12 protein-coding genes, 1 tRNA gene and 2 pseudogenes are annotated in these 14,578 nt (G+C 65.7%); 10 read left to right on the top strand and 5 right to left on the bottom strand.

The features are described from left to right. The first annotated feature begins 14 nt into the window (after positions 1-14). The 4 genes from THIVI_RS11800 to THIVI_RS11785 all read left to right on the top strand — a co-directional run bounded on the left by THIVI_RS11800 (position 15) and on the right by THIVI_RS11785 (position 3,887). Positions 15-944 (top strand): 1,4-dihydroxy-2-naphthoate polyprenyltransferase, encoded by a 930-nt coding sequence (locus THIVI_RS11800; RefSeq protein ID WP_014778822.1) that lies wholly within the window; start codon positions 15-17, stop codon positions 942-944. Beyond that, positions 941-1,999, top strand: coding sequence for an o-succinylbenzoate synthase (menC, locus tag THIVI_RS11795; RefSeq protein ID WP_014778821.1), 1,059 nt, complete (start codon positions 941-943; stop codon positions 1,997-1,999). Before THIVI_RS11800 ends, menC begins: the two co-directional genes overlap by 4 nt. After that, the gene (locus THIVI_RS11790) at positions 1,996-3,579 is read left to right on the top strand and encodes a peptidoglycan D,D-transpeptidase FtsI family protein (RefSeq protein ID WP_014778820.1); all 1,584 of its coding nucleotides are present in this window, start codon (positions 1,996-1,998) and stop codon (positions 3,577-3,579) included. Before menC ends, THIVI_RS11790 begins: the two co-directional genes overlap by 4 nt. A 234-nt stretch (positions 3,580-3,813) precedes the next feature. Continuing rightward, positions 3,814-3,887, top strand: a tRNA-Cys gene (locus THIVI_RS11785). 216 nt (positions 3,888-4,103) lie between these two features. Here the strand turns inward: THIVI_RS11785 and THIVI_RS11780 are convergent. Then, complete coding sequence (locus THIVI_RS11780) at positions 4,104-5,966, bottom strand: hypothetical protein (protein ID WP_014778819.1); 1,863 nt, start codon at positions 5,964-5,966, stop codon at positions 4,104-4,106. Between the two features lie 119 nt (positions 5,967-6,085). Further along, a complete protein-coding gene (locus THIVI_RS11775) occupies positions 6,086-6,400 on the bottom strand; it encodes a DUF1840 domain-containing protein (protein ID WP_014778818.1) in 315 nt (104 codons plus the stop codon). Between the two features lie 287 nt (positions 6,401-6,687). Here THIVI_RS11775 and THIVI_RS11770 point away from each other — a divergent pair, with 287 nt between their 5' ends. The 4 genes from THIVI_RS11770 to THIVI_RS11755 are packed head-to-tail and all read left to right on the top strand — an operon-like array spanning position 6,688 to position 11,081. Beyond that, positions 6,688-8,361 (top strand): glutamine--tRNA ligase/YqeY domain fusion protein, encoded by a 1,674-nt coding sequence (locus THIVI_RS11770; protein ID WP_014778817.1) that lies wholly within the window; start codon positions 6,688-6,690, stop codon positions 8,359-8,361. Then, positions 8,358-8,939 carry a DinB family protein gene (locus THIVI_RS11765; protein WP_014778816.1) on the top strand — a complete coding sequence of 194 codons (582 nt, stop codon included), beginning with the start codon at positions 8,358-8,360 and terminating at the stop codon, positions 8,937-8,939. The genes THIVI_RS11770 and THIVI_RS11765 overlap by 4 nt, the downstream gene beginning before the upstream one ends. 4 nt (positions 8,940-8,943) lie before the next feature. Further along, positions 8,944-9,633 (top strand): uracil-DNA glycosylase family protein, encoded by a 690-nt coding sequence (locus THIVI_RS11760; RefSeq protein WP_014778815.1) that lies wholly within the window; start codon positions 8,944-8,946, stop codon positions 9,631-9,633. 26 nt (positions 9,634-9,659) lie between these two features. Further along, on the top strand, positions 9,660-11,081 hold the full coding sequence (locus THIVI_RS11755; protein ID WP_014778814.1) for an NAD(P)H-binding protein: 1,422 nt from the start codon (positions 9,660-9,662) through the stop codon (positions 11,079-11,081). Between the two features lie 35 nt (positions 11,082-11,116). Here the strand turns inward: THIVI_RS11755 and THIVI_RS11750 are convergent, their stop codons facing one another. Next, complete coding sequence (locus THIVI_RS11750) at positions 11,117-11,995, bottom strand: BREX system Lon protease-like protein BrxL (RefSeq protein WP_245537259.1); 879 nt, start codon at positions 11,993-11,995, stop codon at positions 11,117-11,119. Between the two features lie 142 nt (positions 11,996-12,137). Then, positions 12,138-12,641 (bottom strand): annotated as a pseudogene (locus THIVI_RS11745) (transposase); the annotation flags it as partial. A 124-nt stretch (positions 12,642-12,765) separates the two neighbouring features. Between THIVI_RS11745 and istA the strand changes: the two are divergent. After that, positions 12,766-13,464, top strand: coding sequence for an IS21 family transposase (gene istA, locus THIVI_RS11740; RefSeq protein ID WP_157174431.1), 699 nt, complete (start codon positions 12,766-12,768; stop codon positions 13,462-13,464). Between the two features lie 279 nt (positions 13,465-13,743). On the opposite strand, the gene THIVI_RS11735 is transcribed toward istA, so the two are convergent. Further along, on the bottom strand, positions 13,744-13,962 hold the full coding sequence (locus THIVI_RS11735; RefSeq protein WP_157174430.1) for a hypothetical protein: 219 nt from the start codon (positions 13,960-13,962) through the stop codon (positions 13,744-13,746). 73 nt (positions 13,963-14,035) lie between these two features. On the opposite strand from THIVI_RS11735, the pseudogene THIVI_RS11730 reads away from it, so the two are divergent. Further along, positions 14,036-14,491: pseudogene (locus THIVI_RS11730) on the top strand (ATP-binding protein); the annotation flags it as partial. Positions 14,492-14,578: the final 87 nt, after the last annotated feature.

The following is a 14,578-nucleotide window of genomic DNA, read 5'->3' as shown; positions in this document are numbered from 1 at the left end:
CCATCGACCGCATCATGACCCACACCTCGCAAGTTCGCCTACCTGGAAAGGCGTCGGAAACGCCCTCGCGCTGGACGCGCTGGATCGCCGCCGCGCGCCCCAAGACCTTGCCGCTCACGCTGTCCCCCGTGATCGCTGGCATCGCGCTCGCGCTCGCCGAAACGGGACAACTGGCCCCGCTGGCGGCGCTCTGCACCCTGCTCGCGGCCATGCTGATCCAGATCGGAACCAATCTGCATAACGACGCGGCGGACTTCGAGCGCGGCACGGACACCGCCGCGCGTCTCGGTCCCCCGCGCGCGACGGCCCAGGGCTGGTTCAGCGCGCGGCAGGTCAAGACCGCCGCGCACCTGACGTTCGCGCTCGCCTTTGTGCTAGGGCTGGCCCTGATCGCGCGCGGCGGCTGGCCGATCCTGCTCGTCGGGTTGACCTCGCTCGCCGCCGGCTATGCCTATACCAGCGGCCCGCGACCCATCGCCTATGGCCCTTTCGGCGAGGTTTTTGTCCTGCTCTTTTTCGGGATGGCGGCGGTCGGCGGCAGCTATTATCTCCAGACCCTGACCTTCGGCTGGCGGCCGCTGTGGCTGGGCTTCGCGCTCGGACTGCCCGCCGCCGCCGTGCTGCTGGTGAACAACTACCGCGATCTGGAGACCGATCGCGCGGCCGGGCGCCGGACTCTCTGTCATTACCTCGACCGTCCGCACGCCCGCGTCCTCTATGCCCTGCTGCTGCTGGCGCCGGTCCTCGTTCTGCTGACGGCGGATCTCCCCGGCGCCGCCTGGCCGCTGCTCGCCGCCCTGCCGCTGGCCGCGCTCCTGAGTGTCCGGCTCTTTCGCGGTGCCCGTGGCGAGGCGCTCAACACGCAGCTCGCCCGCACGGCGCTCTTTCAGTCCCTGCTCGTCGTGCTGTTGATCGTTGGCTTTCTGCTCCCTGGATTGCGGTGATCGAGCGACTTCAAGTCAGACCTTATGAATTGCCGCTACGCCGTGCCTGGGCAAGCGCCCGCGGCGGTTTCGCGCGGCGCCGGGGCTGGCTGATCCAGGTGAGCGCCGAGGGGCTGCATGGCTATGGCGATTGCGCGCCGTTGCCGGCTGCCGGCACCGAAACGCCCGAGGTGGCCTGGGAGGCGCTGTGTCAGGCGCGGGCTGTCGCTGTCTTCCAACCCCTGGATCTCCTGCTGGAGTCGCTGGCGCCGGTGTTGGCGACGGCCCCCGCCGCCCGTTTCGCCCTCGAATGCGCCCTGCTCGATCTGGCCAGCCGTCGCCGGGGGGGGGCGTTGCGGCACTGGCTCTCCGAAAGCGCGCGCGACGAGGTTCCGGTGAACGCCATGCTCGGCCCTCTCGGGACGCTCGCCCCAGCCGATCTCCAGACGGCCTGCGACGCGGGATTCCGGGTGTTGAAGATCAAGGTCGGCATCCGTAACCCGACCGTCGAACTCAAACATCTGGTCGCGCTTGCCCGCCATCTGCCGCCTGGCATCGGGTTGCGGCTCGACGCCAATGGCGCCTGGGAGCCGGACGCGGCCAGACGCCTGATCGACGGGCTGAACCCGCTCCCCATCGAATCGCTCGAAGAACCCCTGCGAGAGCCCGACGCCGACAGGCTGGCGACGCTTCAGGCTGGCGCGGCCTTTCCGCTGGCGCGCGACGAATCGCTGCATGGCCCGCTGCATGGACGGCTCGCGGACCTCGATCTCGCCATGCTTGGCGTGCGGCGCATCGTCCTCAAACCGGCCGTGGTCGGCGGTCTGGCGCGCGCGCTCGCGCTGTCGGCACGCGCCAGGGCGGCGGGGGTCGAGGTCGTCGTCACCAGCCTGGTGGAAAGCGCGGCGGGTCTGTGGCCGACCGCGCAACTGGCCGCCGCCATCGGCAGTCCCATCCCTCACGGACTCGCGACGGCGGACTGGCTGGCCGCCGATCTTGGCGCCGCCCCGCGCCCGCGGCGCGGCCAGATCGATCTGCCTCGGACGGCGGGCTCGGGATTCGATCCATCCCCATGAACGCGAGCCTGGATCCCGAAGTCTGGTCGGTACTGCGACTGATCCTGCAGGTCGCCTTTTTCGTGGCCGTGTTCGCGCTGCTCAAATCCATGTATGAGGTCCGCGAATTCACCCGGTTGCGGCATCTGGCCAAGCCGACGGGCGCCTTTCGCGTCCCGACGATCCTGCTGGTCCTGTTGTTTCTCGGGCTGCTTGTCTATCAGGCGACCTGGCAACTGACCGGCGTCTTCCGTCCCGAGTTCATCGCCTTCATGCAGTTGCACGACCGGCGCGCGTTCAATCCGGCCCACTGGATTCAGCGTGGACGGATTCTCGACCGCCGGGGCGAGGTGCTCGCCTACAGCGAGGAGATTCTCGGCAAGGTCTACCGGATCTATCCCGACGGGCCGGCGTTCTCGCCGGTGGTCGGCTACACGCAGCCGATGTTCGGGGCGACCGGGATGGAGGCCGTGGCGACGGTCCATCTGAATGGCGGCACGGCCGCGAGTCTGGAAAACTGGAGCGAATTGGGCCGGCAACTGGTGATCCAGGAGAAACGCCCGCGCGGACAGGATCTGACCCTGACGCTGGACGCCGACCTGCAGCGTCTCGCGGTCGAGCGGCTCGGCGAGCGCCGGGGCGCGGTGGTGCTGCTGAATCCGAACGATGGCGCGATTCGCGTGCTGGCGAGCGTTCCCTCCTACGATCCCAACCAGATCACCCCGGCGCTCTTTCAGGGCGGCGATCCCGGCTCGCCGTTGCTCAATCGCGCGACCCAGGGACTCTATCCGCCGGGCTCCACCTTCAAGATCGCCCTGGCCAGTCTGGCGCTCGAGCAGGGCTTCACGGGAACGCTCGACTGCCCGGCGGATGGTTTCACGACCTCGGCACGCTACCGTAAAATTCGCGATCACGAATATTACAGCGCACGTAACAACGGGACGCTCTGGAAGGGGTCTGGACGGCTGAATCTGACGCAGGCACTGGCGAAATCGTCCAACGTCTTTTTCGCCCAACTCGGGGTGCGGTACGGACATGATGCCTTCGACGCCATGACCGACCGGTTTCAACTCAATCGCCAGATCCGGCTCCACGAGAGTCCCTATGGCGTTTGGGCGATGCGCACCGGCCAGGCGCCGCGTCTCGATCGCTCGGATCGCTATGGTCTGGCGCAGATGTCCATCGGACAGGGGCAATTGCTGGTGACGCCGGCCTACATGGCGGTCATGGCGGGCGCGGTCGCCAACCAGGGGCTGGCGATGACGCCCCGGCTGATCGAAGGCGAACCGCCCAGACCGCTTGCCCGCTTCATGAGCGAAGCGGTCGCCGGGAAGCTCGCGCCCATGCTGCGCAAGGTCGTCACGGAGGGGACGGGGCGCGGCATCGACCAGCCGACCCTCGCCATCGCCGGCAAGACCGGCACCGCGCAGAATCCGCAAGGCGATTCGCACAGTTGGTTCGTCGGTTTCGCCCCCGCCGAGCGCCCGGAACTGGCGGTCGCCGTGCTGGTCGAGCAGGGCGGTTACGGCTCCGCGGTCGCGGCCCCGATCGCGCGCGATCTGCTGCTGCGCGCGCGGGCGTTGGGGTTGATTCGCGAGTAGACGCGCGGCATCGGCTTGATCAGGCGTCGGGACGAATCGCTCATCCCTACAGAGGAGTCTTGGCCGCGCGGCGATGGCGGCGACCGGGACGAACATGATTCGTCTGGGTTTTTCGCTTCATTTGCCCACACTGAATCGCCCGCAAGCGGGCTCCTACGCGAAAACGAGAATGGCTGGCCTGAAAAGCCATGGCGTGACAAAAGCACAAGGTGCCATTATAATGCTCGTCCGTTCGGCTGAGTGGCAGAGTGGTCATGCAGTGGCCTGCAAAGCCGCCTACGGGGGTTCGATTCCCTCCTCAGCCTCCAAGCATTCAAGGTTACTGCGTTGAAAAGGCTCTACCTTTTCAGAACGCATCCCGCCTCTTCAAGCCCATCCTCATCTCATCTCTGCCCCGATGTCGAATCGGTGTGCGCAATGGATTTAAAATTTGGCGTTTCATCCGTTCATGGGTCAATCCTGCGTTGGGATCAGGACTCACCACGAACGGATGTCGGTAGCGACGACGCTTTCCGCGCAGCGCCTCAGTCCCAGGAACCCGCCGAGTCGACGAGCTGCCCGGCGGCGGCGGGGTCGCCGGCCTGGAAGATGGCGCGGGCCAGATAGACGAGCGACTCGGTGCGCGCGACGGGATCGGTCAGGCTTCTGGCCTGCACGATGGCGGCGGAAAAATCGGTCTGCGCCTGCGTGATATCGCCTTGCCGGGCACGGCTGCTCGCCAGGGCGGCGAGCGCCTCCGGGTGGCGCGCGCTGGCGGGAGCGGCGACTTCGTCCGCCGATGGGGGCAGCGAACTGCCCAGCATGGCCGCTGCGGTTTCGGTCTCGCCAGCTTCGGCGAGGCGCTGCGCCAGGATCGCCTGGGCAACCGGTTGGATCGCGCGATCCTGGATCCGGCTCAGCGCGGTCGTCGCTTTCTCGAAGAAGGCCGTGGCGCGCTCGTGCTGACCGATCAGCGCGAAATCGCGGGCAAGCGTACCGAGAAGGTCAATCCGCTCAAGCGATCCCCCGGCGGACTGCGCGGCGGTCTCGACGGCCAGGCCAAGATATTCTTTTTGGGCGGGCAATTCGCGATTCTCATGGCTCGCGCGGCCGAGACTTCCGTAGGCCATCGCCCGAAAATCGGCGGCTGGAATGGAGTCGGCGAGCAGGTTGGCCCGTCGCCACTGAGACTGCGCGCTGGTGAGATCGGCCTGTTTGGCATATTGGTCCGCGAGACCGGCGCGCAGAGCCACGGCGTCGCGCAGCAATCGATCCTTCGGGAGCGCGCGCGCGGCGTCCGGTGCTCCGTTCATGGCCAGGGTCGCCCGGTCGAGCGTCCTGGTCGCGGCGCCGAGATCGCCTGTGTCGAGTTGGTAGAAGGCCAGGCTGGCGAGGACGCGAGGATCGCTGGCGGTCGTCGGGAACGCTGGGTCGTTCGTTGCGAACGACTTGGCGCTGGCGGGCAGATCGGGAATGTCGACCTTCAGCGCGGGTTTGCCGGTCATCCCCGATGCGTCAATCTCCGAGGCGGCCACACCCGAGGCGACGGCCGACTCGGACAGCCTGTCCGGGGATGTCCCGCCGGCGCCTGCCAGGGCGCTTTCGACCCCATCCGGGGACAGATCAGCGGTCCCGCCCAGCGCGGGATCCGCGCCAACCGTGACCGACAGGCCCGGCGGGGGCGTAATCACGACCTGCATGCCGCCCGGTTGACCGCTCGGCAGGGCGGCATCGGCGGTGTCGACGGCCCCGACATCTCCGAGACGCTGATCCCACAGCACCAAACCGACGCTGCCGCCAAGCAGCGCCAGGCCGGCCACGGCGGGCAGAAGGACGCGCGGCGCCAGATAGGGACGCAGTTTGCTGAAGAAGGTCACGCCCAGTTCCTGTTCGACCTTGCGACGAGCGATTTTGCGGAGCTTCGCGTTGCGTTTGCGCTCGGCTTCGCGCGTTTGTTTTTCGTCCGCGACCGTCGACTGCGCGGCGAGCGCGCGGCGTTCGAGTTCGATGGCGTCGTGCAATTCCCGATTGCGGCGATTGGGCTGATTGCCCTTGTAGCGATCGCCGATGATGTGGCATTTCTCGCAGGTGTCGGGCGTGCCATCGGTCGCATGCGGCTGTTCGTGTCCGCAGGCAGGGCAGCGATAGGTCTTCGTTTCCAGGGTCAGCGCCATGGGATCGATGCGGCAGAGAAAGCCGATCTCGGTCAGCTTGTCGTAAAGATTGCGGGCCGCGACTTCCGGGAGATTCTTGACGAGCACGACCTGCTGATTGAGCAGGATGCGCTGAAATTTCGGCTCGAAGGTGGCGGGATCTCCTTTCAGCAGATCCTTCAGCCCATCCCGCACGGTGTTCTCAAAATGGCCCGGCGCGATTCCCAACGCTGATACTTTGTAGGAGGCTTCCATAAAACGATCCTCTTAAAACCGCGCCCAGCGCGGTATGCAATGTTTTTGGATTGGAACAACCTCGGCAGCCTTTGTGACGGTCGAAGCGGTCGCGTCCAATCGCGTCCAGGATGGTCCGCTTAATTTTCCCACATCACATTCTCGCCCGCCGCCGCCGCGGCCGTCAGCAGTTCGATCAAGGGCAATGCCCGATGGGCGAGGCTGACGTGCTGACCTTCGTTCGATCCCCGCGAGGTACTGGCGGCGGGGTCCAGCGGATCGTTCGGGTGTTCCGCGACCGCTGCCTTCAACCGTGCCAACGCGTTCGGCACATCTTCCGCCAGAAGCGCGCCCGGTACGTTTCCGCTATGCCCCATCAGCTTGATGAGTGTCACGGCCACGTCGCCGAACATGGTGATGGTGGCATAAGCCTTGGTTTGAAATTTGATCAGCATGGGAACCTCGGTCTCGTGTGGAAAGAAGCGTGATTCCGCTACCATCGCGGATGGATTTTCGCCGCATTGTACACTCCGCGCGCGCCATGGCCGCGTTACGCATCCCGGTCCGCGGCAGACGGCAGGGCAGGCGTCGATGGCGCCCGTTGCGAGTGCCACGGTCCGGCCTTACCTGAAAAAATGGCCCGTCGCGACACCAGCAAACCGAGTTCTTTCAATCGCCGTGACACGCGCTAGAATGCGGATCTTATCGCTTCCCATCCGTCGCCCGAGACGCCCGAGAGACCATGACCGACGCCGCCGAGACGCCACGCACCAATTTCATCCGCCAGATCGTCGAAGCGGATCTGGCTTCCGGCAAGCATGACCGGATCGTCACCCGCTTTCCGCCCGAGCCGAATGGCTATCTGCATATCGGCCACGCCAAGTCGATCGTGCTCAATTTCGGTCTCGCCGAAGCCTTCGGCGGACGCTGCAATCTGCGCTTCGACGATACCAATCCGAACAAGGAAAACGTCGAGTTCGTCGATTCCATCCAGGCCGATGTCCGCTGGCTCGGATTTGACTGGGGCGACCGGCTGTTTTTCGCCTCGGACTATTTCGAGCAGCTTTATGCCTTCGCCATCGAGTTGATCGAACAGGGTCTGGCCTATGTCTGCGATCTCAGTGCCGAGGAGACTCGTGTCTATCGCGGCACCCTGACCGAGCCGGGCCGCGACAGTCCCAACCGCGACCGTTCGATGGCGGATAATCTGGACTTGTTCAAGCGCATGCGCGCGGGCGAGTTCCCGGACGGCGCGCGCACCCTGCGCGCGCGTATCGACATGGCCTCGCCGAACATCAATCTGCGTGATCCGGTGCTTTACCGCATCAAACATGGCGTGGTCCACCACCAGACCGGCAGCGCCTGGTGTCTCTATCCGACCTACGACTACACCCACCCGCTCTCCGATGCGCTGGAAGGGATCACCCATTCGCTCTGCACCCTGGAATTCGAGGACCATCGCCCGCTCTACGACTGGTGCATCGAGCATGTCTCGGTGCCGAGCAAGCCGCGCCAGATCGAATTCAGCCGGCTGAATCTGGAATACACCGTGATGAGTAAGCGCCGACTGACCGAACTGGTGAGCGAGCGTCTGGTGCAGGGTTGGGACGATCCGCGCATGCCGACGCTGGCGGGACTGCGCCGGCGCGGTTACACGCCCGCCGCCATCCGCGAGTTCTGCGAGCGCGTCGGCGTCACCAAGTCCGATAATCTGGTCGAGATGGCCCTGCTGGAAAGCGCGATTCGCGACGATCTGGACGCCACCGTGCCGCGTCGGATGGCGGTTCTGCGTCCGCTCAAGGTGGTTCTGACCAACTATCCGCAAGATCGCCAGGAGACCATGGAGGCCGGGAACCATCCCAAGGACGAGCGCATGGGTTCCCGGCCGGTTCCCTTCGGGCGGGCAATCTATATCGACCGCGCCGATTTCGCCGAACTTCCGCCCAAGGGTTTCAAGCGGCTGATCCCCGGCGGCGAGGTGCGTCTGCGCAACGCCTACGTGATTCGCTGCGACGAGATCGTCAAGGATGCGGCGGGCGAGGTCGTCGAACTGCGGGCGACCGTCGATCTCGACACCCTGGGCAAGAATCCCGAGGGCCGCAAGGTCAAGGGCGTGATTCATTGGGTCTCGGTTGCTCACGGCATCCCGGCCAAGGTTCGGCTCTACGACCGGTTGTTTCGGGTGCCCACGCCCGGCGCCGGCGGATCGGACTACCGCGCCGACATCAATCCGGATTCATTACGGGTACTCGCCGATTGCGTCGTGGAACCCGCGTTACAAGGCGTGCAGCCTGGCGAGCGGTTCCAGTTCGAGCGCGAGGGCTATTTCGTCGCCGATCCGGAGACGACCCCGGAGCGTCCGGTGTTCAATCTGACCGTCGGTTTGCGCGATGCCTGGGGGAAAAGTCAGCCATGATCCCGCGCGCCCCGGACGATCTGAAACGATCTGTCGTCGGGATCCCCGTTCATGAACGCTGGGTCGCCGATCTCGGTATTCGGGGTTATGCGTCCTTCGCCTCGCCGGCGTCGATTCTGCGGCTGTTTCGCGCCGAGGCCGGGCGCGCCATCGTCCTGAGCCGCCGGCTTCCGCGCGAACAGGCGTCCCGGATCGTCACGATCCGGCGCTTTCCGGGGATCGAGGACAGCAGCCGGCACTGGTCCGTCTATATGACGCTGGACCATCTGGCGATGGTCAACACCGCGATCACGGCCCTGCTCCATGCCATGTGCTCCGGCTGCGATCATGAGATCGAGATTCAGAACGAGGATGTCTGGCCCCACGCGGATGTCGGCTCGGATCGGATCCAGGCTCTGGGCGCCACGGTCGAACGCTATTCGCGCCTGATCGAGCGCCTTGGCCCCCTGAACGCCCGCGCGCGACACCCGCATCCCTGGTTCGGCCCGCTGACGGCACGCCAGTGGCATGCGTTGGCGGCGATTCACAACCGCACCCATCGCATTCAGATCGAAAAGATCGTGCGACGGCTGAACTGACCCTATGCCCGAATCGAATCTCCAGAACGCCGACCCGCGCGCTCGGCACGCCACGCTCGTCCGCCTGCATGCCGACCTGGAAGCCTGCCGCCGCTGTCCCGGCATGCAGGGACCGCCGGTGCACAGCGCCGCCGTCCTCTCGCCGGTGATGGTGATCGGACAGGCTCCCGGCACCCGCGAAATCGAACAACTACGCCCCTTTTGCTGGACCGCCGGCAAGACCCTCTTTGGCTGGTTCGCGTCGATTGGCCTGAACGAAGCCGCCTGTCGCGAGCGCCTCCTGATCAGCGCGGTCTGTCGCTGTTTTCCCGGCAAGAACCCCAAGGGCGGCGACCGCGTGCCGGATCGCGGCGAGGTCGAGCGTTGCGGCGGCTGGTGGCGAGCCGAAATGAACCTGCTGCGCCCGCGTCTCATCATCCCGGTCGGCAAGCTCGCCATCGCTCAAGTGATGGAATTCAGGCTGTTGAACGAGGTGATTGGCCAGCAATGGCCCTATCGGTCAAAAATGGGCTGGACCGCCGACATCATCCCGCTGCCGCACCCCTCGGGCGCCTCCACCTGGTTCAAGATGGAGCCGGGCCGGACCCTGCTTGCACAGGCGCTGGAGCGGATTGCCGCGCATCCCGACTGGCGCGGGCTGGCGGACCTGGATACGCCCGAGCCAATCGATGGCCGGATGCCGGTCGCCGATTGACCGGCCGCGCTCGGGATTTCATGCCAATGTCGCAACCGCCGCGCCCGCGGGTCGTCGTCGCTGGTGCCAGCGGCTTTATCGGGACCGCGGTTTGCCGCGCGCTGGCCGCGCGCCATGAGGTCGTCGCGCTAACCCGTTCGCCGGCCCGGGCACGCACGCCCGACTCCGAGGGCCATGTCGCCTGGCGCCAGTGCGATCTGTTTTCCGCGCGCGCGGTCACGGCGAGCCTGGAGGGCGCCGAGTATGCGATCTATCTGGTGCACTCGCTGGCGCCCTCCTCGCGCCTGACCCAGGCCCAGCCGCGCGACATGGATCTGATCCTGGCGGACAATTTCGCCCTCGCGGCGGCGGCCAACGGGGTGCGACAGATCCTGTTCGTCGGCGGGGTGATCCCCGATGGATTCCGGATCTCGCCGCTGCTCTGGAATCGTCGCGAAGTCGAACTCATCCTGGCCTCGCGCGGCACCCCGGTGACGACGCTGCGCGCCGGGCTGGTGGTCGGGCCGGGCGGGTCGGCGCCGCGGCTGCTGGTCGACCTCGTTCGCCGCCTGCCCTTGCTGGCGCTTCCCTCGCAGGCGGGATCCGTCACCCGGCCGATCGCGCTCGACGATCTGGTGCGCGCCTTGCTGCACTGCCTGGGGCAGCCCGAGACCTGTCGCGGAGCCTTCGACATCGGCGGCCCCGAGTCGCTCAGCTACGAGACGATGCTGCGCCAGACCGCCGAGGTGCTCGGCGTGCGTCGGCGTTTTCTGCGACTGCCCTATCTGCCGCTGTGGCTCGTCTCACTGACGGCACGTCTGATCGGCGGTGCGCCGTCCGCCCTGGTCGGTCCGGTGGTCGAGAGCCTGCCGCACGATATCCGCATGCGCGACAACCCGGTCCAGCGGGCCATCGATCCCGACTCGCAGCCCTTTCGCGCGGCGCTTGCCGCCGCGCTCGATCCGCGTAGCGGTCGTTTGCGGCCCAATCCGCGTCAACCCCTGCGCGACGAGGACCGGCACTGCATCCGCGAGGCCAGTCGGGTACGCTCCATCCAGCGCATTCTGTTGCCGCCCGGTCAGGATGCGCACTGGGTTGCGGGCAACTATTTCCGCTGGCTGGGCGGCTGCTGCTGGCCCTTCATCGAAACCGAGCTGGACGCGGACGGGCGCTGCGAGGTCCGGATGCGCTTTCCGCGCGTCACCCTGCTATCGCTCCAGCGACTGGACGCGGAGAGCACGCCGGATCGTCAGATCCATTTGATCGTTGGCGGCCTGCTCAGTCGCGCGCGCGGCCCGAGCCAGGCCCGCTTCGAGTTCCACACCCTGCTCGGGGGACGCTACACCATGGCCGCCATCCACGACTATCAACCGTCGCTGCCCTGGTTTCTGTACCGCGTGACTCAGGCGGTTTTCCATCTCCTGGTGATGCGGCGCTATCAGGATCGACTGGCGCGGCTGGCCCGCTGAATGGGCGGGCGCGTGTCGCCGGCTCACACAGCGACTCAGGCCCGCGCCCACGGCACGGCTCGTTCGCCTGGACCGCGCCAGGGTTGAAGGGGTCGCTCGTCGTCGGTCTTGCGTTTGTTCATCTGCTCCTTCACCCGACGTCGCATTTCCACGGCGTAGGCCACGTACTCGTCGAACTCGGCGTCCGTGGGCTGACCATCCGGGTGCAGGATCTTGAGCAAGGCGCACACCGTCTTTTTGATCCCCTTTTCGTCGCGCCCTTCGACGGCTTTGCCCAGTTTGATCCGCTGGCTGACCTCCTCATAGCGATTGCTCTGCTTGAACTGATGATGGAAAGCCTCGGCCAGGTAGTCGGTGATGAAACCGTAGTGGCTGGTCAGAAACTCGCTACTGTTCTTGGGCATTTCCCAACCGGGCAGATAGGTGGCGAAGCGATCCTGCACCGTGAGGTCGAATTCCTTGGGCAGCGGCTGGAAGAGATCATAGACTTCCGAGTTCACGATCTGCTCGACAGACAGATCGAGATTGCCGACGAAGGCCATGGAGGCGTCCGCGATGACTTCCACGCCGCGCGAAAAACACCCGTTAGCCATGAAATCCTTCATGATCTGGATGATGTCCTGGTCCTTCACCTTGATGCCACCAACCTCATCGAAGGCGACAGTGTCCCAGAACCCCACCAGACCGATCTTGCGGCGCTGATTGTTGTAGAACAGCGTGGCCTTGGTGGCCTGGCCGCCGCTGATCAGGGTCGAGTAGGGCGAGAAATCGCTGAAGAAATAGGACTTGCCAGTCCCGCGCGGTCCCAGCTCGATGAAGTTGTAGTTGGTCTCGATCAGTGGAGCCAGACACGCGATGAAATGCAGCTTGACCCGATGACTGAGAGGTTGTGAAGAATTCGACTTCCCGTGCATCAGGGCGATTCAGGCATGCCGGCGAACGTCGCGCGCGACGCTGCGGCGGCGCGAGGGACGCGTGGCCGATCAGTTGGCGGGGAACAGGGCCTACTCGCCCGGATCGCGGGCTGCGGTAGATGATTGCTTTTTTTTCGGCGCTTTACGTTGCAACCGCCGGTTCGCCGGACGCACCTCTCCCGTAACCGAGCCACTGCGGGGCCAGAGCGAAGGTGCGCATCAGGTTGCGGGCGAAGGCATGCAGCAGCAGGACGCAGCGCACTTTGGCGGTTCCGCGCACCCGCAGGCGCGTGAGGCCGCGCTCGCGGGCCAGGGCGTTGACGCATTCGGCGGTGGTTGCGCGCTCGGTGTCGATCGCTTTGGCCGCGTCGGTGCCCATGTGCTCGCGCCATTCGGCGACCGCCGCGCTGTCGTCGTCTTTCGGGGCGTGCGGATCGGTGTCGGCGCCTGTCTTGGGTTTGGGGGCGGGAGCGTAGACGATGGTGTGCTCGGCGGCGCGCTCGAACTGCTCGTGGGCGGGGTAGCCGCCGTCGACCAGCCATTCCTCGGGGCCGTGCCCGCAACGCGTTTCGACTTGATCGATCATGGGAGTCATCTGCGCCATGTCAGTGACGGCCTCGACGCCGACGATCATCTGGCTAGGGGTTTTAATCACCCAGGAAAACTTCCCAGGGATCCGGGGCAATCGACATTGAAGTTTTTCCACCCCGGAGCGGTGCAACCTGCCGGCCTTTTGGCCGGAGCAGCCTGGGGTGATCAGGATGGAATTCATGGCCGACATTCGACGGCGTCATTTTGTCGACGGGGAGAGCGTCGGCGCGATTGCCCGTGAGCTTCGGCGCTCGCGTCCCACGGTTCGCAAAGCGCTGACTACGCTGACCGAGCCGGTCGACCGCCGCCAGCATCCGCCTTTGCCGAAACTGGGGGCGTTCCAAGCCCAGTTGGAACAGTGGCTGGAGCGCGAATCCCGCTTCCCGAGGCGTCAGCGGCGCACGGCGAAACGCTTGTTCGAGGGCTTGCAGGTCGAGGGTTACCAAGGCTCCGATGGCCCGGTACAGCGGTCTGTGACGCGCTGGCAGGTGCGGCGTGGCAGTCATCCGGCCATCACGCAAGCCTTCGTGCCGTTGGCGTTTCCGCCGGGGGAGACCTGTCAATGCGAGTGGAGCCATGAAGAGGTCGAGTTGGGCCGCGTCGTACAGACGAACAAGGTGGCGCACGTTCGCCTGACCGACAGTCGGCCAATCTTCGTGGTGGCCGATCCGCGCGAGACCCAGGAGATGGTCTTCGATGCCCATGTCCGCGCCTTTGCCTGCTTCGGCGGCGCCCCCCAGCGGGTGGTCTACGACAATCTCAAAACGGTGGTGGACGCGATCTTTACCGGGAAGGATCGCCAGTTCAACCGCCGCTTCCTGACGTTGGCCAATCACGATCTGTTCGAGCCGGTCGCCTGCACGCCGGAATCGGGTTGAGAGAAGGGCCAGGCGGAGAATCAGGTCGGCAACGTGCGTGAATGGCGGTTCACCCCGCGGGTGACGTGCAGCGATTGCGCGGCGCCGAATACCTGGTTGGCGACGCGTTGCCAGGAACTCGCGGGGCGTCGACACCCCACCGAGCTGACCCTGACCATGGCCGCGTGTTTTGCCGACGAGCCGCCCTGGCTGCGGGCCGTCACCGCGCCGTTCGATAGCGATGTCGAGCAGACGTTGCGAGTTCTCCAGCACTTGCCTGATCAGCGTCGATCGCAATCGCTAGAGTGTCCCCGTCGTCTGGGCTGGCAAAGTGGTGTCGGTGCGCCTCACCGCCGCGACCCTGCGCATCGTCATCAGCGCCCCGGTCGCGAGCAACGCCAGGCGCCGACTGGCCGCGCCCACACGTCCCGCCGTGCTTGAGAGTCCTTCCAGCCCCACGCTGCGCCGGAACCGCTGGCCGATTGCGCGCGCGACGCCAGCTTGCGGGAGGTCCGTCATGGCCATTGATCGCCTCAGCAAACTCAACGCGCTCCACCTCGACGGCATGGCGATGGCCTGGCGCGCATGGCAAGCGCATCACCTCATCCTGCTCGGGGGCATCGGAACGGGGAAAACCCATCTGGCGACCGCCTTGGGCGTCGCCGCGATCCATCGGGGAAAGCGGGTTCGCTTCGATCACGCGGTCGACCTGGTCAACCAGCTGGAACCGGAAAAACGCCTCGGCGAAGCCGGCGCTCTCGCCAAACAACGCATCCCCATCGATGCCGTCATCATCGACGCGCTCGGGTATCTGCCGTTCCCCGAATCGGGCGGTGCGTTGCTGTTCCATTTGATCCGCCATCGGTACGACAAGACCTCCTTGGTCCTTACCGCCAACCTCAGTTTCGGCGAGTGGGTACAGGTCTTCGGCGACGCCAGGATGACCGCGGCCCTCCTGGATCGCCTCGCCCATCACGGCGACATCCTCGAAACCGGCAACGACTCCTACCGCTTCAAGCAACGCAAAAAGGCGACTCAGACCACCTGAAATGCCCCAGCAACGGGAAAACATTCGATGTTGATCCCTGGTCATTTTTGGATGGTGATTGACACTGCGTGGCCTTGATCGCGGCCA

This window comes from Thiocystis violascens DSM 198 (assembly GCF_000227745.2).
GTDB classification, from domain to species: Bacteria; Pseudomonadota; Gammaproteobacteria; order Chromatiales; family Chromatiaceae; genus Chromatium; species Chromatium violascens.
Note: the sequence above shows the minus strand (reverse complement) of the source record. Positions and strands in the feature narration are given on the sequence as shown.